This is a genomic window from Pantoea sp. SORGH_AS_0659, from assembly GCF_031453915.1.
Lineage (GTDB): Bacteria > Pseudomonadota > Gammaproteobacteria > Enterobacterales > Enterobacteriaceae > Pantoea > Pantoea leporis.
The window spans coordinates 1,661,617-1,685,408 of record NZ_JAVJAK010000001.1 but is presented as its reverse complement, the minus strand read 5'-3'; the positions used below and the strand labels follow the sequence as shown (position 1 = coordinate 1,685,408).

The 23,792-nt window shown below is 47.1% G+C and carries 19 protein-coding genes and 2 pseudogenes; 15 read left to right on the top strand and 6 right to left on the bottom strand.

Annotation, left to right across the window (positions count from 1 at the left end; translation table 11 throughout):
- Window positions 1–11: 11 nt before the first annotated feature.
- Window positions 12–908: an oxidoreductase gene (locus Q3H59_RS07795; RefSeq protein WP_032936819.1), complete on the bottom strand. Its 897-nt coding sequence runs from the start codon at window positions 906–908 to the stop codon at window positions 12–14.
- A gap of 76 nt (window positions 909–984) precedes the next feature.
- Here Q3H59_RS07795 and Q3H59_RS07790 point away from each other — a divergent pair, with 76 nt between their 5' ends.
- The 3 genes from Q3H59_RS07790 to Q3H59_RS07780 all read left to right on the top strand — a co-directional run bounded on the left by Q3H59_RS07790 (window position 985) and on the right by Q3H59_RS07780 (window position 5,736).
- On the top strand, window positions 985–1,869 hold the full coding sequence (locus Q3H59_RS07790) for a MurR/RpiR family transcriptional regulator (protein WP_004899254.1): 885 nt from the start codon (window positions 985–987) through the stop codon (window positions 1,867–1,869).
- Window positions 1,869–2,726 carry a DMT family transporter gene (locus tag Q3H59_RS07785; RefSeq protein ID WP_032754802.1) on the top strand — a complete coding sequence of 286 codons (858 nt, stop codon included), beginning with the start codon at window positions 1,869–1,871 and terminating at the stop codon, window positions 2,724–2,726. Before Q3H59_RS07790 ends, Q3H59_RS07785 begins: the two co-directional genes overlap by 1 nt.
- A gap of 235 nt (window positions 2,727–2,961) precedes the next feature.
- A complete protein-coding gene (locus Q3H59_RS07780) occupies window positions 2,962–5,736 on the top strand; it encodes a winged helix-turn-helix domain-containing protein (protein ID WP_048762579.1) in 2,775 nt (924 codons plus the stop codon).
- A gap of 342 nt (window positions 5,737–6,078) precedes the next feature.
- On the opposite strand, the gene Q3H59_RS07775 is transcribed toward Q3H59_RS07780, so the two are convergent.
- Window positions 6,079–6,900, bottom strand: coding sequence for an MFS transporter (locus tag Q3H59_RS07775; protein ID WP_227952978.1), 822 nt, complete (start codon window positions 6,898–6,900; stop codon window positions 6,079–6,081).
- 172 nt (window positions 6,901–7,072) lie between these two features.
- Here Q3H59_RS07775 and Q3H59_RS07770 point away from each other — a divergent pair, with 172 nt between their 5' ends.
- On the top strand, window positions 7,073–7,879 hold the full coding sequence (locus Q3H59_RS07770) for an SDR family NAD(P)-dependent oxidoreductase (RefSeq protein WP_016530710.1): 807 nt from the start codon (window positions 7,073–7,075) through the stop codon (window positions 7,877–7,879).
- 236 nt (window positions 7,880–8,115) lie between these two features.
- A pseudogene (locus Q3H59_RS07765) lies at window positions 8,116–9,034 on the top strand (hypothetical protein).
- A 571-nt stretch (window positions 9,035–9,605) separates the two neighbouring features.
- Here the strand turns inward: Q3H59_RS07765 and Q3H59_RS07760 are convergent.
- The 4 genes from Q3H59_RS07760 to Q3H59_RS07745 form a co-directional block, all read right to left on the bottom strand.
- A complete protein-coding gene (locus Q3H59_RS07760) occupies window positions 9,606–9,962 on the bottom strand; it encodes a helix-turn-helix domain-containing protein (protein ID WP_048762578.1) in 357 nt (118 codons plus the stop codon).
- Between the two features lie 112 nt (window positions 9,963–10,074).
- A complete protein-coding gene (locus Q3H59_RS07755; RefSeq protein ID WP_032754812.1) occupies window positions 10,075–10,938 on the bottom strand; it encodes an HlyD family secretion protein in 864 nt (287 codons plus the stop codon).
- Window positions 10,935–11,150 carry a DUF1656 domain-containing protein gene (locus Q3H59_RS07750; RefSeq protein WP_032754814.1) on the bottom strand — a complete coding sequence of 72 codons (216 nt, stop codon included), beginning with the start codon at window positions 11,148–11,150 and terminating at the stop codon, window positions 10,935–10,937. Before Q3H59_RS07750 ends, Q3H59_RS07755 begins: the two co-directional genes overlap by 4 nt.
- The gene (locus tag Q3H59_RS07745) at window positions 11,140–13,176 is read right to left on the bottom strand and encodes an FUSC family protein (protein ID WP_032754817.1); all 2,037 of its coding nucleotides are present in this window, start codon (window positions 13,174–13,176) and stop codon (window positions 11,140–11,142) included. Before Q3H59_RS07745 ends, Q3H59_RS07750 begins: the two co-directional genes overlap by 11 nt.
- Before the next feature lie 76 nt (window positions 13,177–13,252).
- On the opposite strand from Q3H59_RS07745, the gene Q3H59_RS07740 reads away from it, so the two are divergent.
- The 10 genes and pseudogenes from Q3H59_RS07740 to Q3H59_RS07690 all read left to right on the top strand — a co-directional run bounded on the left by Q3H59_RS07740 (window position 13,253) and on the right by Q3H59_RS07690 (window position 23,570).
- The gene (locus tag Q3H59_RS07740) at window positions 13,253–14,059 is read left to right on the top strand and encodes a helix-turn-helix domain-containing protein (protein WP_032754820.1); all 807 of its coding nucleotides are present in this window, start codon (window positions 13,253–13,255) and stop codon (window positions 14,057–14,059) included.
- A gap of 600 nt (window positions 14,060–14,659) precedes the next feature.
- Window positions 14,660–14,854 carry an AlpA family transcriptional regulator gene (locus Q3H59_RS07735; RefSeq protein WP_032754823.1) on the top strand — a complete coding sequence of 65 codons (195 nt, stop codon included), beginning with the start codon at window positions 14,660–14,662 and terminating at the stop codon, window positions 14,852–14,854.
- 52 nt (window positions 14,855–14,906) lie between these two features.
- On the top strand, window positions 14,907–15,494 hold the full coding sequence (locus Q3H59_RS07730) for a DUF2857 domain-containing protein (RefSeq protein ID WP_032754824.1): 588 nt from the start codon (window positions 14,907–14,909) through the stop codon (window positions 15,492–15,494).
- Entirely contained in the window at window positions 15,484–15,693 is a 210-nt protein-coding gene (locus tag Q3H59_RS07725; protein ID WP_022065314.1) for a TraR/DksA family transcriptional regulator, read from the top strand. The genes Q3H59_RS07730 and Q3H59_RS07725 overlap by 11 nt, the downstream gene beginning before the upstream one ends.
- A 394-nt stretch (window positions 15,694–16,087) precedes the next feature.
- Window positions 16,088–16,309, top strand: coding sequence for a hypothetical protein (locus Q3H59_RS07720; RefSeq protein ID WP_048762577.1), 222 nt, complete (start codon window positions 16,088–16,090; stop codon window positions 16,307–16,309).
- A gap of 72 nt (window positions 16,310–16,381) precedes the next feature.
- Window positions 16,382–17,005: pseudogene (locus Q3H59_RS07715) on the top strand (lytic transglycosylase domain-containing protein); the annotation flags it as partial.
- A 781-nt stretch (window positions 17,006–17,786) separates the two neighbouring features.
- Window positions 17,787–19,661 carry a type IV secretory system conjugative DNA transfer family protein gene (locus tag Q3H59_RS07705; RefSeq protein ID WP_048762603.1) on the top strand — a complete coding sequence of 625 codons (1,875 nt, stop codon included), beginning with the start codon at window positions 17,787–17,789 and terminating at the stop codon, window positions 19,659–19,661.
- A gap of 11 nt (window positions 19,662–19,672) precedes the next feature.
- Window positions 19,673–20,419 carry a MobC family replication-relaxation protein gene (gene mobC, locus Q3H59_RS07700; RefSeq protein WP_048762573.1) on the top strand — a complete coding sequence of 249 codons (747 nt, stop codon included), beginning with the start codon at window positions 19,673–19,675 and terminating at the stop codon, window positions 20,417–20,419.
- A gap of 96 nt (window positions 20,420–20,515) precedes the next feature.
- Entirely contained in the window at window positions 20,516–20,803 is a 288-nt protein-coding gene (locus tag Q3H59_RS07695) for a hypothetical protein (protein WP_048762572.1), read from the top strand.
- Window positions 20,804–21,029: 226 nt separating this feature from the next.
- Window positions 21,030–23,570 (top strand): hypothetical protein, encoded by a 2,541-nt coding sequence (locus Q3H59_RS07690; RefSeq protein WP_048762571.1) that lies wholly within the window; start codon window positions 21,030–21,032, stop codon window positions 23,568–23,570.
- Window positions 23,571–23,792 lie beyond the last annotated feature (222 nt).

Genomic DNA, 23,792 nt, shown 5'->3' with positions numbered 1-23,792 from the left:
CGGCTTTAAGATCAACCAGGGCCATCGCTCGCAGCCGCAAGAAGCGGTACCAGGATGTCGCTGATCGGCGTTGGAATGCTGTGAACCCGGCCGCGACGCGCAATGACGCCGTTGCGGATATCCCATTCAAGCGGTCGGCCAGCTTCTCGATCCGTGAGGATGGAGGTGCTCATGTCTGCAGGAGCCGCCCGGAACTTATCGAGGATCTCCTGCGGCACTTCGTCTCCGAGTTCAGCGCCCTCTGCACGTGCCACGGCCAGGCATTCCTGCAGATAAGCCAGCGTAAGCCTGGCGATATCAGCACGGCCAAACATGCCTGAGCGGCGGTGCGTGAGTGCCATGAGTCCAGCCACCGCATTCTGCATCAGCTTGCGCCAGGCCAGGGAGCTGAAATTCGCGGCCAGATCTACGGAGCACCACGTGCCTTGCAGCGCTGCGGCCACTACACGGGAAGCTGGTGCGTCTGGCACGCTGAGGCGCGCCTCACCACGCAAGCGTACCGAGCCATCGGACTGCGCTTGAGCAGGGAACCACACGACAGCGGGAACGATCTGTCCGGGCAGAGAGTACGTAGCGAGCCTGTCCAACTGTTCGACCCCATTCTGGAGCACGCATATAACCGTCTCCGGGCCAGTCAACGCCCTGAGCCATTCTGCTGCCGCGTCGATTTGTGTGGACTTGACTGCCAGAAAGATAAGATCAACCGTGCGAGTGATTTGTGCCGGATTCGTCTGTACCGGACCGGGTACGGTGATAAAGCGGTTGCCATCTTGCAAGGTCAGGCGATCGCGGGGAGTACGTCCACACAGCAATGGTGTGCGGCCGACTTCGTGTAACGCCGCCGCGACTGTTGTGCCGATGGCACCTGGACCTAAAACAGCAACAACTGTATTGATTTCAGTGTTCATGAATGTGGACTCCTTGCAACAGAATCTAATTACGTGGTGGTTGTGCCCTTCCCAAAGGACATGTAATATATTACATATGAATAAAGAAAATGGTAATAGAATTTCAGAAGGTGAGCAGCGGTTACAGCAATGGCTTGGCAGCATTCACGCCCGAAGCGGCGACCTCGCTGCAAGTGAGGCTAAAGTTGTCGATCTCCTGCTTGTCGATCCTTTATTTGTCGGTACAAGCACGGCAGCACAGGTTGCCACCCGTGCTGGTGTATCACCGCCGACAGTAATACGCGCTGCACGAGCGATCGGGTTCACCGGGTTCACTGAACTTAAGATAGAGATTGCCCGGGCTCGTGGCACTGCCCAATTCTTTGCCCCGCCTGAAGTTCTTACAGCGGATGCGACGCTGGCATCAGTGCTGGAAACATCAATTCGTGCTGGTGTAGACGCACTGACTGCGCTCAGCGGTGCTATCGAAATCTCCGCACTTGATGAGGCGGTCGATTTAATCCAGAGCGCACGCCAGGTATTTGCATTTGGTGCTGGTCCCTCTGCGACGGTTGCCGCTGATGCGGTCTTTCGTTTGCGGACGGCGGGTGTGATAACCGTCAGTATCCAGGATTATTTATCAGCGATGATTGCTGCTCGTCTACTCGGTCCAGGCGATGTCATCATCGTCGTCAGTTCAACAGGGCGCACATCATCCACACTCTCCATCGCTGATGCAGCATCCTCGGCAGGAGCATCGCTTATTGCAATAACTAACCAGTACGATACCCCACTGGCGACACTCGCCAACGTTTCGCTCGTTGTTGGCGGAATGCCACTCCCGGCACAGATGGCCGCTGCCGGGAGTCGACTGGCCCAGCTCGTCGTTATTGATACGCTGGTCGCTGCTCTCACTCTGCGGGATAAAGAACAAAGTCGCCGGGCTGAACGGGCGGGTATTGATTTGCCCGATATGTCCTGATGCAGTTCAGCACGGTAGCAATGATTCTTACTGCTGCGGTAGCTCATGCAGTATGGAATATAGCCTCAAAATACAAGAGGGAAGACACTCTTGTGTTCGTCTGGGCGTACAGCTGTGCCTCATCATTGCTGTGGGTCCCGTTCAGCCTCATTCTGATAGTTGAGGGACAACAGGAACTCGACTGGAGACTCGCTGTCGGCGCAGTTATCTCGTCTGCACTTCATATCGCTTATTCTCTAATCTTGCAGGCTGGCTACGAGCGCGCCGAACTGGGTGTTGTTTATCCGATTGCCCGAGGAAGTGGACCAGTTCTGACGATACTGTTTGCAACCCTTCTCATGGGAGAACGGATTTCACCAGGCGCTTTACTCGGCGCTTTTATCGTTATCGCTGGTATTTTCGTTGTCACCGGCAATCCGTTCAGGAGCGGAAGCCGACCACTACAGGGAATGCTTTGGGGGGCAGCGACAGGCACCGCCATCGCTGGCTATACACTCTGGGACGGTTATTCGGTAATCTCTCTGCACCTGGATCCAGTGCGCTACTACGCCAGCACACTCCTGCTACAGAGTCTGATTCTTACCCCTGGTGCGATGCGGCGACGAAATCGCATTCCAACTGCTGTACGTGTGGATATCATCCCAATCCTTATCATTGCTGTATGCTCTCCCCTTGCCTATATCCTTGTACTGACAGCCATGCAGAGCATGCCACTGGCACTCGTCGCTCCTCTCAGGGAAACATCCATTATTGTCGGCTCCCTTCTTTCGTACTGGCTTTTTCGTGAAAATCATCTGGCACGCCGGATTGCCGGTGCAGTGGTGGTGCTGACCGGCATCGCAATAATTAGCCTTTGATCGCTTCGTTGGATGCCAATCGTCGTCTTATTGTCAGCGTGGATCGTTCGTCGAAATTCAGTTTTCATCACCAGCTTGATCGCAAAGCTATGCCACATAGCACTATTGGCTTTATAATCATTAACGGTAAAAGTGGTATTGAATAGTTATACGCCGATGCAGCACATTCAACATGTAGCCTGATTCTGATGACCACTTTCGTTAGAAATGGCTTACTCCATACCGAGAGTTCGTGATGCTCAAAACAGAAGATCTCAACACCATGATATCAATTGATGAGATTCACTTTGCTGACTGGCAAATCTGGCCACAGCTAAGGATTCTGTTACATCGGGGTAAGCCAGTAAGAATTTCTGCCAGAGCTTTTGATGTTCTGGTTGTTCTGGTGAGTGCTGGAGGTAAAGCGGTAAGTAAAGAATCTTTACTTACTCAAGTGTGGGGAAATGAAATCGTCGAAGAAAATAATCTTCAGGCACAAATTTCTGCTATACGCCGCATACTGGGACATGACCGCCATCTACTGATTACTGAATTTGGTTGTGGTTATCGCTTTAATATCAACAAATTGCCAACTAAACCGCTCTCTAAATCAGAAATACCTGAGCCCGCTGTTACCCCTTTTCTCGCATCGATTCTGGGGCGTGATAAAGCTGTGCAGGAATTATGCACCTTATTGGATCAATACCGTCTGGTGACGGTTACAGGCTCAGGGGGCGTGGGTAAGACTCGTTTGGCATGGGAAGTCGTCAGCCTTACACACTCGCATTTTCCTGATGGAATATGTGTGGCTGAACTGGCGCATATCACCGAAGCATCCAGCTTGCTATCTGTTATTTCACAAGCGCTCCATCTTCCATTAGCTGCCATTCATAATGATGCCGATTTACGGCAACAGCTTGCACGGCGTCGATGTTTACTGCTGATTGATAACTGTGAACATGTAATTAGTGAACTGGAACCAGTGATTACGTTGCTCCTGCGCCTGGCTCCCCATATAAAACTGTTGTTGACCAGCCAGGTAGCGTTACAGGTTGCCGGCGAGCAACAATATCTACTACCGCCATTACAAGTTCCTGAGAGCGAAGAGGCTGATACCCACGAGTTACTGACTTTTGACAGTGTCCGCCTCTTTATCGAACGTGGGCAGGCCAACCGACATAATTTCCATCCATCAGCCAGCGAACTGTCGTTGATTGGCGAGTTATGCCGTCATCTTGACGGTCTGCCGTTGGCGATTGAACTTGCGGCCTCCCGTCTGCCAGTCATGAGTGTCAAAGAGATCTATAGCCGACTGGAAGACCGTTTCCAGCTATTGAGCAATACGCACAGCTCTCTGGTGCCCAGACATCAGAAAATACTGACCACGCTGGAGTGGACTTATCAGTTACTCAACACTCGTGAACAAAGATTATTTTGCTCTCTGGGGATCTATACCGATATGTTCAGTGTGAAATCAGTAAGTGACCTTCTGCTGATTAAAGACAAGCATCGCTGGCAGGTTGTTGACGATCTGCAAAGATTGCTGTCTTTATCCCTGATTCAGGTCAGTACTCAGGTACCAGAGACCCGTTTCCGCCTGCTGGAAACCATGCGCCAGTTCGCATGCGATAAACTCAGGCAACAGGGTGAATATACTGTTCTTGAAGCCCGTTTTACCGGTTATTATAAAGTTCTGGTAGAAGAGGCCCAAGGTGATTGGTTTATGCTGCCAACGGGACAGTGGCGTGAACGTTATAGCCATATGCTTAATGATTTGCGGAGCATATTACAGCAAACGTTGGCTGAAGGGGCCGCTCCCTCTAAGGGGCTTGAGATCTTACAAGCGATGACCCCTTTTTGGATTGAATATTCACTCTACGATGAATGTCAGCGCCATATCTATCCTTTGCTTTATGAAAATACTTCTCGGGTAGTATTAACGCTACGCCAGAGAATGAATCTCAGCGCTGTAGCAGGTAAGGCGTCAACCTGGGCAAAAGGCCCTACGCCTGAAACACATTCAGCCTGGAAAACCGCGCTTGCACTTGCAGAAAAGCTCGACGACAAAGAAATACGTTTACAGGCTCATTACGGATTATGGTTGTATTATCTGCGTACTGGCGAGTTGGATAAAGCGCTTGAGCATGCGCAATCTATGTGCGAGCTGGCACGGTCCATTAGTGACGAGGAGGCGATGGCAACCGGGCTGCGTATTCTCGGTGTATCCCTGCATTTTTTGGGGCGTCATTATGTCGGGCGTGATTATCTCCAGCAATCTCTTGACTGGTATGAACATGGCGAATTAAGTCACTCTTTCCGTTTTGGTCTTGATCAAGAGAGCGCCGGTCAGGCCTTTCTGTCTCGTTTACTCTGGTTACAGGGTGAGTATAAGGCCGCGAAACAGATGGCATGGCGCGGTGTTAAAAAAGCCGCTCGTTTGCAGCATGTCTGTTCTCTTTGCTGTGCACTGGCTGAAGGCGCTTGTATGACAGCAGCACTGGATCGTAATCCGCGTTGGGTTATAAAGGCCGCAAACTGGCTTATTCATCTGGCAAAAAGGCATGATTTATATTTCTGGAAGACATACGGCGAGCTGTTTCTTGTTTGGGCCAAACAGTTCAGTCATACCGATGTTAGTCAAACCACACTGTTTAGCTCGTTGCGGGCGATGGGATTAGATTGGCAATATTCCCCCTTGTTGTCAGAAATTGATACCGGGTTATCGCTGAGAGCCACCCGCCAGGATCATGAAAACTGGTGCACGCCTGAGCTGATGCGTCTTTCTGCCACTCAATTACCTCCTCAGAAGCAACGCCTGCTGTTGGAGAAGGCCCTGGACAAAGCGCGTCAGCAACAGGCTCATGGCTGGGCCCTCCGTATTGCTTATTCATTGGCGACATTGCAGGCTGAAGCCGGGGAAAAATGGGCTGCTAAACAATTGATACAGGACGCTTTACATGATGTTGATGACTCAGACAATGCGACGGATGTAAGAAGTGCTATTGCGCTATGTGCCCGAATAGGGGCCTGAATATTTACGTTTTACGGCTATCAACATCCCCATGATCACGAGTCCGCCCCCTGCTGAAGAAATCAGTGCCCAGCTATGAGTTGTCTCCCATAACCAGGTGGCAGTCAGTGAGCCACATGCTCCGCCAATAAACATAACGCACATAAATAATGTATTAAGACGGTTTCTGGCATCCGGACGCAAAGAATAAATCGTGTGCTGATTAGCTATCAGTACACATTGCTCACCCGCATCCAGTAGTAGAATGCCCACCACCATACCCACAATACTGTTCCATCTCCAAAAAACAGTCCAGGCTAGCAGCATGAGTATCACACCAAAAACAACCATTCGGAATGGTCCCTAACGATCGCTGAAACTTCCCGCCAGAGGCGCACACAGAATACCGATTAACCCCAAAGCAGCTAGGGCGCCGGTTATCCCTGCACCGTAATCGTAGCGATGAGCTAACCAGAAAGGGAGCACGGTCCACAGCACGCTGAAGGAGGCAAACAGCATTGCTTGTGTAAGAGTTGCACCACGCACCTGCGGCTCGTTTTTCCACAGCAGTCCTAATGAACGTAATACCGCCAGATAGTTAAACTTTGGCGTTGACAACGACTGAGTAGGCAAAATGCGTAAGATGAAAAATATAGCCAGCAATGTCATGATCGCGCCGGATAAAAAGACGCCACGCCAGCCGAAATACTGACCAATAAGGCCTCCGATAGCCCGGCCAGCAAGGATACCTGCCAGGACACCGCTCATCACCGTACCAACGGTTTTACCTCGTGCAGAAGTTCTTGAGAGCGAGGCGGCAAGCGGCACTATCTGTTGAGCTACTGTTGCAGCCATCCCGGTAAGGAAGGAGAAGAACACCAACACTGTCGCCGTTGGGGATAACATCATGCCGATCATTGCCAGGAAAAGCACCTGCGCTTGACGCAGGATAAGCCACTGACGTTCAATATAATCGCCAAGGGGGATCAGAAAGAATAAGCCCACCGCATAGCCTACCTGGGTGACCATGGGGATCAAAGAAACAGCTCCCCATTCATTGGGAAAGGATCCGGCAATTAAATTCAGGACAGATTGATTAAAATAAATATTAGCCACAACAATACAACAAATAATCCCCAGCATAAGAATCCTGGTAGAAGAAAGCTCGTGATTGTCCGAACGCATTGACCACTCCTGGCACTAAACTCAATATTGTCTGGAGTATAAGCAAAGGCGACACCCAACTCTTTGACCGCTTTTTTCAGACATCTGAATTCTGATGCACAAGCTCCTGAAAAAGAGATTTGTTACTAATACTGCTCATGTTATTGACTGTGCTTAACTTGAGGAGCAACAAATGGATTTAAAACTGACTGGAAAAGTGGCTCTGGTAACTGGAGCCCATACCGGAATTGGTTTCAGCATTTGTGAAGAATTGGCCGTGAATGGTGTGCATTTAGTCATGGTGGCCAGACGAGAACCTGAGCTGATTCTTGCTGCGAAAAAAATTTCAGAGAAATACGGTGTTTCGGTGCTGCCTATTGCCGGGGATGTGACTGATCCCAAACTACCTTCTTTAGTGGTTGAACAAGCGGAAAAAGTTTTTCAGCGTATTGATTTACTGGTGAACAATGCCGGAAGAGCCCATGCGGGCACGCTGTTAACCACTTCGGAAGAAGACTGGCAGATAATGACTGAGACCAAATTCTCCGCCATGCGACGTTTTTGTAAGGTAATCATCCCCGGGATGCAGAGACGAAACTGGGGGCGTATTGTCAATATCTCATCCATTGGCGGTATCTACCCTAATCCGCAACTTACCGTCTCACACGCACTGAGCGCCGCTATCAACAACCTGACCCGTAGTTTAGCACTTAGCGTGGCTCCGGATGGCATTCTGGTCAATGCGATCGGAGTGGGTGCTGTCGCGACGGATAACTGGGCGCAGAACATGCTACCGAATGTTCGCAATCGTCGTCCTGAACTGGCTGACAGAACAGACGAAGAGGTAATGGCATTACTGGGTAAAGAGAAAACGCCTGTGGGCCGCTTTGGACTTCCTGAAGATATTGCTGCAATTGCTACGTTCCTACTTTCTGGGAGGAATCAGTTTGTTACTGGACAGACAATTGAAGCATCAGGCGGAGCAGACAGATTTATGTAATGTCTTCCATTCAACTTAAATAATGTTTGAGAATTGAATTAGTTTAACCTGATATTTTTTCTTCTTTTCAATCACTGCGAAATATGAGGCCGGATATGGGGGACTGAAACGCTAAGAAGCCCCCGTATCAATATAATCCAAATATTATAACGTAATAGATCCCGCACCATGAAATTAATTTCACTGGAAAATTCATGGTATTTTTTTTTAAAAAACAGAAATAGAGGAAAACCACTATGTCAAAAAAACAAACACTATCAAATACAAACTATAGTTCGCCTGACTGGCTGACTATCCGTGAAGCAGTCGAAGTGATAAATAAAAAAGGACTGAAAATTAAAAAAAAGTGACATTTACAGGCATGCATTACATGGCAGCATTCATCTCTCTATTTACTTTCAGTCGCCAATTACATTACGAAAAATACAGAGATCGAGCTACAAAGTAAGGCTCAGACCATGTGATATGTCATCAATAAATCGTTTATGCCTTCTTGACAAAAAAGCGTTTATTGAAGGACATAATTTTATTGTTAGCACTACTGGCAAATATATCATTCCCACAGAGAGAGTGATTGACACTCTATTGATTGGATATGAATATGTTCTAGTGCAAAAATTACTTTCCCGATCTCTTAAAATACCATTACCTGTAACAGGAGCTATTGATTTTAATCATGGCATAACAGTTAGCTTACAAGGAGAACCATTTCAACTATTCGATAAAATGACATGGGAAGAAAGAATAACACAAAAAATTATGCAACTCCCTAAAAACATTTCACCATATGTACATAAAGAGATATTCTCAAAGAGGATAAATAATTACCTGGGGAAAGAGTATTTCCCGGCTCATATTTTACCTCGGGATGCCTGGTTTGTTATTCGACATGCTGAACTTGATAAAGTCATTGACATCATAACCAATAGCAGAGTGCCCTCATTATCTGCAACGCGAATATCAACACCACTATCTCGTTTTTTCTGGCTGGCCTGTAAAAACAATGAAGTCATCCGTCCATTAATTAGTAAACCGTACAAACTACTATCTATTTTCGAACAATGGGCATCTGACGAAGGCATTACCGACAGGCTCAGTGGTGATACGTTAAAAACTGCACTCGTACGCGGTTCCCCCACATCAATGTCGGATTGACGCAAGTGAATTTTACCAAACCCAAATGTCCGTATTAAGGACTCTAAAATCAGTAATACGGACATAATTAGTTTTTTTGACTCTTTTTTCCTTGTCACCTCAAGGGACATTGTATTTCTGTACTACTGGTATCAATACATATCATCAATTATCAAGCATTAGAAAAGTAAAAGCAAAACAGTACTTAAATGCTCGCAACCACGCATATACATTAAAGCCACTCCTTATTAAAGGAGGGTTTAGTCGAATTGCATAGGTTCGATCGAATCCAAAATGCACGAAATAGATTAACCTTAATTTATCCAATCATTAAATACATACATGGGCTCGTAATTATATTCCAATTAATGAATACGAATTTACTTACCAATACATTACACATGCAAAAACACGAAAGCATACATTGCACAGGAAGACTTAGATTCTTTTCAATGAAATAAATGAGTGATTTCATTTCGTTCAATAAATCTATAACTGAGGTACTAAGACCATGATTACCAGATGAACCCCGTCCATAATCCAGATAGTTACTAAAGATTTAAAAGCTCACCTTATGATACGAGTAATTACCTTACTCCAAAGAAGACTTGCTTTTAATATTTACGGCATTTTTTCTATACCGGTGTGGTGGGACATTATATCTTTTTCGAAATGCCCTGGTTAATGATTGCTGAGAGTCAAAGCCAAATCGCATCGCGATGTTTATCAAAGATTCATTTGTTGTGATAACAGCTTCTAAAATAAGATATAATTCTTTCTCTCTGATAAAACCTCCTAGACTCTGCCCTGTTTCAGAAAAAAACAATCTCTGCAAATGCCATTTTGAATATCCGGACTTGATAGCCACATCATCAATTTTTAGTGGCATCTCTATATTTTTGTTTATCCAAACAATTAAGTCATTTACAATATCTTTCCTGTTTTTCATAACCGAAACCTCAGAATTACTCTAACAGAAACACATTCTCATCAGGCATATAGATCAAGAGCTGACAATCCCTAAGTTCTGCATAAATCCTCAATAGAGACCATACTTTTTATTATGGTGTGATGGATATACTCGCAGACAGTCCAGCCACCAATTCAATTCCCTCCGGCAATCTGTCAATATGAATCCGAACCGGGATACGCTGCGCGAGCCGCACCCAGCTAAAGGTTGGCTCGACATTAGGCAGGCCAAGCCCCCCGGTCTCGTCATTGTTATCATCTATTCCGCGTCCGATGCTCTCAACATGACCCGTGATCACCGGCTTAAATCCCATCAGCGTAATGTGTGCAGTATTTCCCGTGCGGATATGTTGCAACTTAGTCTCTTCAAAATAGCCAACCACCCAAAAACTATGGGCATCAATGATGGAAACTTTAGTTTCTCCCGCTGTGGCATAGTCACCAGGGCGAAGCCGCAAATGTGTGACATAGCCCGTAACCGGAGACCGAACAATAGCATGCGATAAGTTAAGCTCTGCAAGGTCCAGCGCAGCCAGTGCACCGTGGTAATTAGCCGCAGCGACGCTGGCTGCGCTGGCTGTTTGTTGTAAATCCTCGCTGGAAATTACCCCTTTAATCTGAGAGCGTCGTCTCGCCGCATCCTGGCGCATCAGCATTTCATGACGTTTCGCCTCAACATCAGCCTGTGCGCTGACCACGGCCAACCTCAACCAGTGCGGGTCAATGGAATAGAGCACATCGCCCCGATTAACCCACTGATTATCGCGGACGGCCACATTCAGCACCGGTCCGGAGACATCCGGCGCAATCTGTACCACATCCGCACGAACTCGACCATCGCGGGTCCAGGGGGTTTGCGCATAATGTTTCCAGAGAATAAAAGCCAAAAGCGTAGCCACCGCCACAGCGCTGAGCGTCAGCACGTAGCGGCCCAGTAGAGAAAGTAACGATTTCATTTAAAAAACCCCAGTTCGGTCAGCCCCTGCAGCAGCAGGTAAAAAGTAATAATGAAGACGGAAAAATCGATCATCGGTCTAAAGGGCAAGCGGCGGTAACCCTTGCTGAATGACAAGATATGTACGATAAATAGCGTACATGTCAGTGCAATGAGGGCAATTACCAACAGACCGGGTACAAAAACGCCCTCAATATTGAAATCATTGATCATTAGCAGGCTCCATTTTCTGAACGCTTAATGCGCAGTAAAGATCAACCAGTTGATCGACATAATGTCGCGATAGTTCATCTGTTACGCTCAAGCTGCGCTCAGTCAGAATGGCGATCCGTTGAAGTAAGGTGTCAATATCTGTCGAGTGTGTAAGAAGGGTGAGTACTTCTTTTATTTCTTTGTTCGCATGCGCATCACATCGGCGTAATCGCATTACACACAGCCCTATGCGCAGGGCGTACAACAAATGATGTGCCCGTTCCGGTGACTGTCCGCTGCGCTGCAAACGCGGCAGTATCAACGCAGCCCGATCGATCATCAGGTTGATCCAGAGAGTTTCATCAGTATTCAGCACACCTTTCACGCTGCGGTTAATATCGCGCTGACATAATTGAAGCAGGCGATTTATTGCCGCATCTGCCTGTACAGTTTGCAGAAAGCCCATGCTGAATACCGCAAAGCCAGTTGCAGAAAATAGTGCGATTGCGGTATTCACCGCCACGGCAAAATCCCCGCTGTAGTGGGCACCCAGCTCGCACAAAATAGGCAGCGTCAGTGTGATCCCCATCGCCATAAACGTGGTAGGCGGTCTGGCCTGGAGCGATCCAGCCAGCAGATAGATCGGAGCTAAAACCGTTACCAGCACGATAAAATCACTGACTTGTGGTAGTAGAACGAAACTGTAGATCAGGCTTATCACAACGCCCCAGAAGGAGCCGATAATGTATTTCACAATATGCGGGGCAGGCGTATCGAAGCCGCCAAACAGTGTGCAACAAACGCCAAGGATAGAAACCGCCGTACCGCCATCAGGCCATGCCGAGAAAATCCACACCATGCAGCCGCTCAGAATGATGGTGAAAGCGCCCAGAGCGGTGCGGGCAGCAGTGAGAGAATCGCGGTGGAATACATACCCTCTCACGGTATTCTTTTCCGATTGCGCAGGCGTCTGCTTCGCGTGATGAATGGCGTCCGAAAGACGATAGCACTGCTGCACAAGGACAATGGCCTCTAACAGGTAGCGCATAAAACTTACACGCAGCGCTTCTTCAAGCGTCAGCTCATACACTGAATAGCGCTGCAGTAATTTTTCACTGCTTTTTTTGAGCGCTTCACCCTCGCTTTTGAATTTTCCTTCATCTTTGCAGGCCAACCAGACCTCAACATCACCCAGCAGAATTTGCACATCGACAGGTATCGTCGCTATCAGCGCTAAACGGTCGCGTAACTCACAGTTAACAATGACTAATCGCGCAAGCCTGTCATGAAGCCTTTTTCTCGCTTGCCGGACCGGTACAGAGAACGCAAAATCATAAGGGACATGATGGCTGATACCCTGCAGGAACTGTAATGCCAGTGCCATATGCAGCGGCCCGGAAGCAGCGTCGGGTTTGCCTGCTAAAGTCTCTGCGATACGCTGTCGCGCCGCGAGTAGCGTCTGCGACAATTTACTGTTGAACTGGCCTGAGATGCGCGCGGGCAATACATAGCGATGAATAAGTGCCGCGCAGAAGATACCGATCATGATTTCCTGTATCCGAGTGATAGCGATGTCAAAAATCGCGCCAGGATCGGATACCGCAGGGAAGCCAATCAGACTCGCAGTGTAACCAGCCAGGACAAAACCATAGGCCCGGGGCGTGCGTTCCAGCAAGGATAAATAGAGGCAGAAGGTAATCCAGCCTGTCAATATCACGCTGCAAAATACGGAGGAATTCGCGAACGTGGGTACAATTAATACCGTTATGCCCGCGCCGACTACCGTTCCCACCAGACGATACAGACTTCTGCTCAGCGATGCTCCGACGGAGGTTTGGGAAACAATATACACGGTGATAATTGCCCAGGAAGGCCGCTCCAGGCCAATTGACAGTGCAATGTAGTATGCGAGCATCGCTGCGGCAAAACTCTTCGCGGAATAGAGCAGAGCGTTCGCATCATTCAGTAGTGAAGGAGAAGCCATACCGCGAAGACGTTGGCATATCGTGTGTAAAAAATGAAAGTAACTCGCGTTAATTTTTTTCATGCCGGAAATTATTACCGGCTTGCATATCCACTTAAATACTCTATTCTGTCAAAAAATACCTAAATGTTGCCAATCTATGTTACCCCCACTCGCCAATACGCTGTTTGATCCGGATGCCACCCCCTGTCCCGCAGTCGCGCGTCATCTGGATTTTGTCGATTACGCGGCCGAAGTGCCTGTGCATACGCACCGCAAAGGGCAATTGATTATTGCCCTCTATGGGGCGGTCATTTGTCGCGCCGAAAATGATATCTGGATCGTGCCGCCTGATTGTGCCGTCTGGATCCCTGGGGGAGTGCCGCACAGCGCCAAAGCTACCTGGAATGCGCATCTCAACTATCTGTTTATCGAACCCGGAGCCGCCGCGTTGCCGGAGCGATGCTGTACTCTGGCAATTTCCAGTCTGATTAAAGAACTTGTTGCCCGTTTAACCCGCGAGGGCGTCGGATACCCACCAGAAAGCCATCTCGCCAGACTGACCAGAGTAACACTTGATGAATTAGCCACCATGCCTCAGCAGAAACTGAGCCTCCCTGTGTCGTCGCATCCTAAAATCCGCGCCATGGCCGATGCTCTGGTCAGTCAACCTGATGACCGAAGCACATTCAAAACATGGGCAAAAAGACTGGCGCTTAGCGAGCGTTCTCTCGCGCGTTTAATGCTGCGCGAAACCGGGTTGACGTTCGGACGCTGGCGTCAGCAACTGCAACTGATAATTGCTCTCCGGGAACTGGCTAGCGGCGTTTCGGTTCAGAATGTTGCAGCTAATCTGGGGTATGAATCGGTTAATGCGTTTATCACCATGTTCAAAAAAACAATGGGAAGTACACCCGCGCACTATTTTGCCGAACGGAAAACAAGCGCACACTTAACCGATATTTAGCGACATCAGGTTATCCAAAAAACCATAGGTGAGTCATAGAGCTGCCATATCCGTCTCCCTGTGCGGGGGATCACACTACAGAATCTTTACGGCATGGAACCTCCAGCCAAGACTATATTGCCTCAGCCGCCTTAACGATAACAAGAATCAAAGGACTTTATTATATCTGTTGGATCGGTCTATACATGATCGGGAAGCACAATCAATTCAGCATTGTGTTAAGGAAGTAGTTGAGCATATATGTTTCGACCACACAGAACACTTCTATGGCGATGCTTCATAGCGCATTACCGCCAGAGTGGTAACGCCCCCCCTGACTGAAATTCACAATGAATGTATTTAACCGCATCTTTTTATTGTCCTCATTATCACGCTAAGTCATGACACCATTGCACCAGCGAAACGCTGAAAACTACACAGCAGCACAACTATCCTTCTCCACATCCTTATACAACTGATAACTTATTATTTATTCACTACAAAACCGTACTAAGGATCTTCCCATCAGTAATAAGGTGCTATCGGCTTTTCCTAAGCTTACTGCTGTGTTCTTTTATTTTCTCTGGACATGCACCAGTCATTCCACAATAGGAGAATACAATGACATCACATCAGTTATTACGTTTAAAACAGGTCGAAGAAAAAACCGGTTTGAAACGCTCTCAAATTTACCTGTATATGAAAAATGGAACCTTTCCACGTTCAATAAAAATTGGCCCGGCCAGTGTGGCCTGGCTCGAATCGGAAATTGATGAATGGATCAGCCTTAAATTGGCCGGACGTTCAAACAGTTAAAAATGTCCGTTTATTTGCTCAACTTTTCCATATAGATTGAGGAGATAACAGAATGATTCCATTAATTAATTACACCATCTTAACTGATGCGTTGCACGCTCTGAAAGTTGGGGATATTCGTCACTGCGAGTCCCTCGGATTCACTTTCGACGAAATGAATGCTCTTAATCAGTTATCACTCGATGAACTGTTTGCTGTCAGCCGGGCGACGGCTCCCTTTGTTTCGGTCAGTGTCCGCCATGATGTCCTGCATCATTTACTGGCGCAGGCCCGACAGGAATACCGACAACAGCAGCAGATTAACCGGGCTATCCGGCTGGGCGGTTCTATCGCGTTGCTCAACCACTACTTTGGCTTGACGTCTAATGATGTCTGCCTTCGCCGACGGCTGCTTGGTGTCAGCGTGCCATATGGACGTACACCTGAGCCGGATGAAGAGACAGATGCCGAGATCTGGCGGCAATGGCAGAAGTGCCGGGTGGAAAGCCTTGAATCCCCCGACGCGCTGATGGCCATGATGCAGGTTACTGAACTCCTGCTACCAAGTTCCCTGGGACTATCACTCACCATGGTATGGAGACGTATCACGCTTTGTGAAAAGGAAGTTGCCGCTAACAGGAGGGCACCACATGCCGGATGAGATCGATCGCGATCAGGAATTTAATGAGCAGCGCCTGGAGGAGATGATTGAACAGAGTCGTTTTAAGCCGGGGTCGACACCATCATTATTTCACTGTCGTGTATGTGGTAAACCCATTCCAGAAAAGCGACGGCAAGCACTGCCGGGTGTAACCACCTGTACGGAATGTCAGGAAAAACTTGAACGTAGTAGCCGCTGACAGGATAAAAAGGACGTGTAGAGATGTTATATCTCTGCATGTCTTTATTATTCACGGTGAATGTTAATACCACTCTCTCGTGTTTTTTAAATCCTCATTATTCTCACTGCATCTTAAATACTCCACTATTTTTCTCTCTTCTTTTTGTTTTGAGTTTCTCATTTATATCCCTCACCAGATATTCGAATCTGAGAACGCCATTACAGCATTAGTCGCCCCTATGGACATTAATTCGTCCTGACAGGGTATTGCTCTTTAACAAAATGGATCGGGCTGTCACGTAACCACAATTCAGGGTGCCGCTGAATGTTCTCGCTGACCCGTTAAAACCGGAATGCAGAACCGGGATGTGACTGGTTTATTTCATTTACTGTTTTTGATCAAAGGAAATTCCATGAGAAAACCCGCTTATCACGTCTTTGTTACCCAGGAAAGCCAGCCCGATGTGCAGGGCGAAACAAACACGTACTGGACAAAAGTTGGCGTGGCCTTCGCGCATAACGGCAAGCCCGGTCTGAATATCGTGCTGATACCCGGTATTGCGGTTTCCGGCAGGCTGGTACTGCTCGAACCGAGAGAAGAAAGCGACATTTCACAGGATGCCGCTGCCACTTAATCCATTTTCTCTTCTTCTCACCCGGCGGCGTACTTTTCTGTAAGCCGCCGGTCTCTCTGTTGCGAGGCCAGCATGCTTTCCACCACTGCCTTTCTGGCACTGGCGGTGCAGTGCGCCGCCAGTATTCACCCGTCCACGTCACTTGATGTCGCACGGGTCGAATCCGGCTTCCACCCCTACGCCATTGCTGAAATCCTGCCAGACAGCCGGGGCGTGATTTCACATTTCCCCTCGAGCCTGCCGGAGGCGATCCTCCTTACCAGACAGCTGGCTGCACAGGGCCGACGCTATTCGGTCGGCCTGATGCAAATCACCAGCATCAATTTCCGCCATTACGGCGTCACGGCCAGCGACCTGCTTAACCCTTGCATCAATCTGTCGGTATTTGAGCGCATTCTCGCCGACTGTTACCGGCGCGGCGGAACACTGAAACGGGCGCTCAGTTGTTACTACTCCGGCAACTTTGAAACCGGCCAGCGGCCGGAATCCGCCTTTAACCAGACCAGCTACGTGCAGCGCATTGGCTATGTCGTCCCGTCCACGCGGAAAGACCGGCAGCGTGCCCCTGACCGGAACGCACAGCCGTCTGTCCGTTATCCCGCCGTTGTGCTGCGCGGCGAGCCTGCCGGTGCCACTGCGCCGATCCTGACTTCCCTGCATTATCCCGGTTCCGTCATTCGCGGCGCTATCCCTGTTAATCGTTTTTACTTGAATGTGTTTCGGCAGACCCGGCGGCTATCAGTCAGGTCATCAGTAAATATGGCCGCGTTCGTGGTTAATACTGGCGAGACGGGCGGAGAGCGTGACGGTTTTCAGGTTTTTATGGCTTCTGTTTTTCGCGGATTAAGGAGCGAAGAAACAGGGGCCGTAAAAATGAGGCAGCGGACAGAAATATTTTCGCGGGTTAAGGAGCGAAAATAATTCAGGCACCGCGCCTCACCTGCAAACAGCCGCGCCCACGCGGATTTTGCAGGCCGGGGGAGCCGGATAAATTTCGCCGCCCCAGCGAGCGAAAAGCTGTCGCCCACGACAGCGGTTTATTTGGGGGGCATCGCCCCGCACACCGTCGCAGATAAGTCTCCGGCCAAAAGCCGGTAGCGTGGCGCGACCACCCTCTTTAAAGGTCAGCTTCCCTTTTATTCCCGCTACGAGGAACGAGTAAAGGGAAGAAAAAGGCGAAAGCGACCGTCTTAAAGGGGGTGGTCGCGCGTAGCGGGCGACGGTGTGCCGCCGTTGACGTTTGGGGGTTTTGGCGCAGCGTCCAGCCGCGTCATTACCCCCATGTGACAGGCAATAAGGGCGTCCAGCCCGCATGTACTGGCGCACGCCGTTTAGTGCAGGAAAGCATGCTTTCCTGCACATGGCCGCAACGCGGCCACCTTCTTTACCCATACGCTCGCCCCGCCTTTTCGCCCGACACCGTGGGGCGAATTGATGGGGCGATGTCATGGGGCGAACTGCTGACAAAGGAGGCATCGTGATTTTGAATAAGCTGGCCGTTTCACTGTCGCCGATAGTGAATGGCGCGCTGAGCTTCATTGCTTTTATGCAACAGCATCAGCTGATGCTGGCGCTGTTATCGGGGCTGACGATGCCGTTTTTCGCGTCGATGAAAAGCGATGAAAGGCAAAAAGCCCCGTTGTGGCAAAAGCTGATTATTGCTTTATCCATGCTGTGCTTTTTGTTTGGTACGATGGCACCGGTGATTATCTGGATCCTTCAGTGGCTATATAGAGGGAGGATAGCCAGCGGCACGCCGGTTTATAGTTGGCTGATATTAGTTATCTTCACACTGTCAGGATCTATCCTGCATATTTTCCTGCGTAGGGTATTAACACCCAAGCTGGACAAGATAAAGAAAAACCTGGTCAAAAAAACCACGTTAGAACGGGAGCTTCGTACCGATGTCCGTACGGTAAAATCACTGCTACCGGAAACACTGCATTATGATCCCTTGGACTATATCGACCTGCACAAGGGTATTTTTATCGGCATAGACTGCGATAAACAACCGATGTACCTACCGTTAAAAGACTGGCAAAGACAACATGCCGATATTATCGGCACCACCGGAGCCGGTAAAGGCGTTGTCACCGGTATATTGCTTTATCAAAGTATTCTGGCCAGTGAAGGCGTATTTATTATGGATCCCAAGGATGATGAATGGGCACCGCATCTTTACCGCAAAGCCTGCGAGGATGCAGGCAAACCTTTTGCCTTAATTGACCTAAGGAAACAGGAATACCAGTTAAACCTGATTGAAGAGATCTCCGCCGATGAGCTGGAAGAGCTTTTTGTTGCGGGTTTCAGCTTGGCGGAAAAAGGTCAGGAGTCTGACTTCTATCGCATTGACGACCGGAAAGCCGCCCGAATAGCCGCACAATTTGTCGCCTGTAATACCAACGCAACCATTAGAGATGTTTATAACGGCGATTACGTACAGGGTATTGCAGATAAGATAAAAGCCTTTTTCGGGAAAATTGAAGAGTTAGCACTACTCAATGCCATCAATGCGCCGACAGGGTTTTCACTCAATACAATATTTAAGGAAGGCGGCTGCTGTTACGTCATAGGCTCAATGCGCAACAGCAAAATTATTACTGCTCAGAGAATGCTGCTGGTTCGCTTGTACCAGCTCGCGGAAAGGCGCGACCGTATAAAAGGAGCGCCACGCCCTATTGCCATATTTCTTGATGAACTTAAATATCATCTCTCCAAGCCTGCGCTGGAAGGACTAGGGGCTGCACGAGATAAAGGTGTGCATATTATTATGGCTCACCAATCTATCGCCGATTTAAAGGACTGCCCGGCAGATTTGAAAGGCGACGCCGTTGTCGGCGCGGTCGTTGAAAATGCCAAATTCAAACTGGTTTACCGCGTTATGGATCCAGACACCGCCGAATGGGTGGCAAGAATGTCTGGCACCATATTAGTCGATGATGAGGTGCGCAAAGCGAAAACCGACGCCGTGCTGACAGAGACTATCGACAGTGAGCGCACTATCAGACAGGCCGAGCGTTTCTTTATCGACAGCAATATGATCCTGAACTTACCCGATTTTGTCAGCTTCATCTTCACGACCAAAGCACTCCCGTCTGCTTCGCTGATTTCACCCATCAGGGTGATAAAACGCGAACTGGAGATCTGCGCCGTGTCGCCCGCGATCGCTGCCACCGCCGCAACACTAAATATCACTCTGGATTTTAGTGAGGAGGAAACATCATCCGAACCCGCATCAACACCTGATATAACCACAACGCGGCCCGATCTTTTTTTTGATGGGCCGAGCGAAGAAGACACGACAACACCGAATACCAATAAAGAGGAAAACCCGTCATTGCTGGATTTTTAAAGGGGGGAATGATGCTTATCACCGCATACAGCGAACGCCAGACGCGGCACCACGAAAAAATACAACGACTACTGAATTTCCTGAAAGAAGAAACATACAGTGACTTTAAAACATTGATGCTGCTGTTTGGCTTCAGGGATCATAAATCGCTGTATTCCCTGCTTTCAAAAGTCGAGGACATGGGCTTAATACAAAAGCACGTCCTGGTATCGCGCACCATGAAAATTTCATTGTGGGGCATAACCAGTGACGGACTGGCCGTTGTGTTAACTCCCGACGATGTGCTTTTCCCGGCGCGGTTTGAGCCTTCAAAAATTACCGGCTGGACGCTGGAGCATCACCTTGATAATCAGGCAGCCCGCATCACCCTTGAGAAAAAAGGCGCGTCAGGGTGGATCAATGGCGATCGCACAACCTTCCTCAGCCGGTATCAGGTCGGTCATCGCCCGGACGGGTTGATCACCCTGCCCGGCGGCACCGTGATCGCCATTGAGACCGAGCGCCGCCTGAAAACCAGAGCCCGTTATCAGTCGATCATCGCCAGCCATTTACTGGCCCGGACCCGTAAAGACTGGATTTACGTTTTTTATATCGTGCCCGACCCGCAGAAAAAGCGCGGTCTTGAACGGCTGTTTGACAGTATCCGGCACGTCATCGTTAACCATCAGCACATCCCGCTTGAAACCCGCCACCGAAATGTCTTCCGCATCTACACGCTCGACGAGTTGCAACGGCTGGATTTAGGCAACTGCATATAGTTGTTCTGTATCACCAACTGCCCCAATCAGCCCACCAGCAGCGCAACGACCGGAAGTAATAATACTCCCCAACATCAGAACAGACAGGAGTCCAGAATGAACAGAAAAACTGACCGACTTTCGGACGTACTAACCGAGATGAGCGCAAAAGCGCTAGTGACATGGATGACGCATTCCGCATTGCAGGACATACCGCGCGAAGCATTACTGGTTCGCGGCCACGATTTTGTGTACGCCCTGCACGCAAATTTTGTGCTGCTACGTGATGTTTTGTCAGAAACACTGGAAGATATTGAGCAGCAGAGCCATGAACTCGAAGAAAGACTGGATAGCCTGGAACAGCGGCTGCAGACGCTTCAGAAAGATACTGATAATTTGTATTAACTCAGACTTGACCTGACACAACTACGACACAGGGCCAAGCCTAATTTGACAGGCAGCTCTGTGCCAGGAGCGGACGACATTATTAACATCGGCGTGTGCTAATCAACGGAGATAAGGTCAATTTGCCCCACAACATGGATAAATCGCTGTATAGAACCGGAAAATTTTGTTGTATCTTATAACTAAAATTTAATGTTGAATCAATAAATCAGAGTGAAGATTTCAAATGGAAGAGATAAGTTTAAAGCCAGAGGGATTTACTGAAACGTTAACAATGGCTATAAAAGATGAAGATGCCGATTATCGTCTTGAAGAAATTGATGACTATCTCATAGGTTTAATTGAAGAGGTACCCTCATTAGACAAAATTTCTGAGATTGAAGCATGCGCCATAATAGCAGTGGAGGTAATTAACCCAGTTACTTTAGGATTCTCATATGGTTGGGCGTTGCATACCTTGATTGCCTGTGAATGTATTCTGGGGAAAGTAGAACGCGTAATTATTAATCTTAAAAAATTGATTAGTCATTGTGAAGCTGTCGGTTATATGCAGCCCTGTGTTAGTGCGATTAGTAATATTAAGAAGGGCGCACTTGGTGATATAGCTGCTGACAAGTACCCTGCATTAATGAGAGTTATTATTGAATATAATAAAAAATATTGTAGTGAAAAAGAAGTAGCTAAATGTTATATGGCAGTCGCATACTTTTTCTCAGACCAAGAGGCACATGATGCCGCGATCGATACTCTGAATGATGCTTTGGAATATCTGGAGGAATGCTCAAATAAACAGTGCATGATTGAGGTGCTGGCGGTCAAACATAGCACATATATATTAAGTGAGCACCATGAAGACGCATTGGGAGCATGGGATGATTTGTCTAGAGTTTGTATTGAACTTGATGTCGAACCATCTCTTCATTCTATACTTAATCATGCAACCTTTCTTATGAGACTTGAAAAGCATGATGAAGCTATAGATATATATATTGAAGCAATAATGAGTACGGAATGTACCTTAATTGTAAAAGCAATGACTTTTGGTAACCTCTCTGCTTGTTACAGAGAAAAAGGTGATATTGAAAACACAACAAAAAACATGGATAATGCTCGTGAAATTATTGAAAAATTAGGTGATGATGAATTTGATAGTGATTTCTTATTAGAGATAGAATTAATTAATGCTAAAAACAATGTATTTTTAGGTGATTCAGATGGACTGAGAAAATGTTTGCATTCATTCGTAGTGAAAATGGAATTGACATTATCCCATACTTTCAAACTTCACTACAGACGTGGGGTTAGAAGCAGATATATTGCCCGTTTTGAAAACTTGGTGACTTGCCTTCCGCGAAATGGTTTTGTGAAGGATATCATTCAACTACTTTCATTTTCACGCATTAATCAGGCTGCTGATTGGTTGAGTATCCTCAAATGGAAAGAGGAGATCTCAACAAAGATCACAATTAGTGAGAAAGAACAATTATCAATCTTAATTGATAATTTATCAGTCTATGGAGCACCACATCTTTATGGTTTTAGTGAAAAATATGATAATCCGCTGTATGAGATAAATTATGATCCTTGGGATAAATTCATAACTTTAATAGAAATTCTTAATGAAAATTATGATATACCATCGCTTTACTTATATTCATCTGAGGGCTTCGTAACAAATATATTGAATGAGAGACTTAACCAACGCAATGTTCTTATGTTTGATTTCTCAGCGTCAGACTCTAAAATAATAACTCTTTACGATGATAAATACATTATTGAGGATCTACCAGAGATAGAAGTAAGAAACTTTTTCTTTGAGCTTAACAGGTTTAGATTTGGTGGTGAAAATAAAAAAGAGTTTAATCAGAGCCTGATCAATTATCAGTCGGCCATGAATAAGTGTTTGGTTAACACGATTTTCATTCTGGAAGGTAACAATAAAGGCATTATTTTCTTCCCTTCAAAAATGGATTCTCTCCCCATTAATCTTTTGCTAGTATCTAATGAAAAAATAAGAGATAAAATGATGAAAGGGAAATTTTCAATTAGCTCCTGCCTATGTTTGCATCCTAGTAGTGATATCAATAAAATAGAGTCCTGTCTAGGTGTAGTGGAGTCTATCACTAACCTTAAATATGACAGAGCTGAAATCCTAAATTTCATGAAAGTTACTGGCATTACCGGTGAGATTTTGCTTTCACCAACTCAGAATGAGTTTTTTGATAAGTCATCAGATATCGACGCCATTATCATTTCTCAGCATGGCATGTCTGTTGGAGTCTTCACCGATCCAGTTTTTGCTAATTTATCTGGTCCACATGCAACCATGAAAACACTTAGTTATGAGCTTTTACAGTCTAATTCATATAAAATGAAACATAAGTTAGTGTTGTTAAATGCTTGTTATAGCGGAGCATTGACTAACCGTAATTATTACAAGCTATTCAGAACACACGAACTTCTTGGATATCCTCAAGCCTTTCTTTTAAATAGGCAAAGCATGGTAATAGCGGCTTCATGGACGATAGTAGACAGATATAATGCTCTTTTAATGTATAATTTCTCTCATTTAATTAGTGAGCATGGTGCCAGTATGGCATATAGCATGTCTTTAGCCAGAACATATGAAATGGCTACTGATGAAATGGTTAGTGCTTTGAATGAAATAACTGACCACAAGCAACTTTTACCAAACAACCAAGTTCTTGATGCTTTAAAAATCCAACCATTTTGCTTTTCAACATATCATAATTACACATTACTTTAGATTAATAATGTCACTTTATCTGAAGATGTAAAATCATTAAAGATCACTAATATAGTTCTCTAGGTGACAAAAGGAGAGCAATCGATATATGATTATCTATTGCTCTTCTGAAAACTCACATTTTTCTATAAATGCCATATGCATTACTTAGGTTTTATCGAATATCACAGCCTATTGGGGTAAGTATCCTGCGGAATCTAACCACTACTTCTGATGATATTA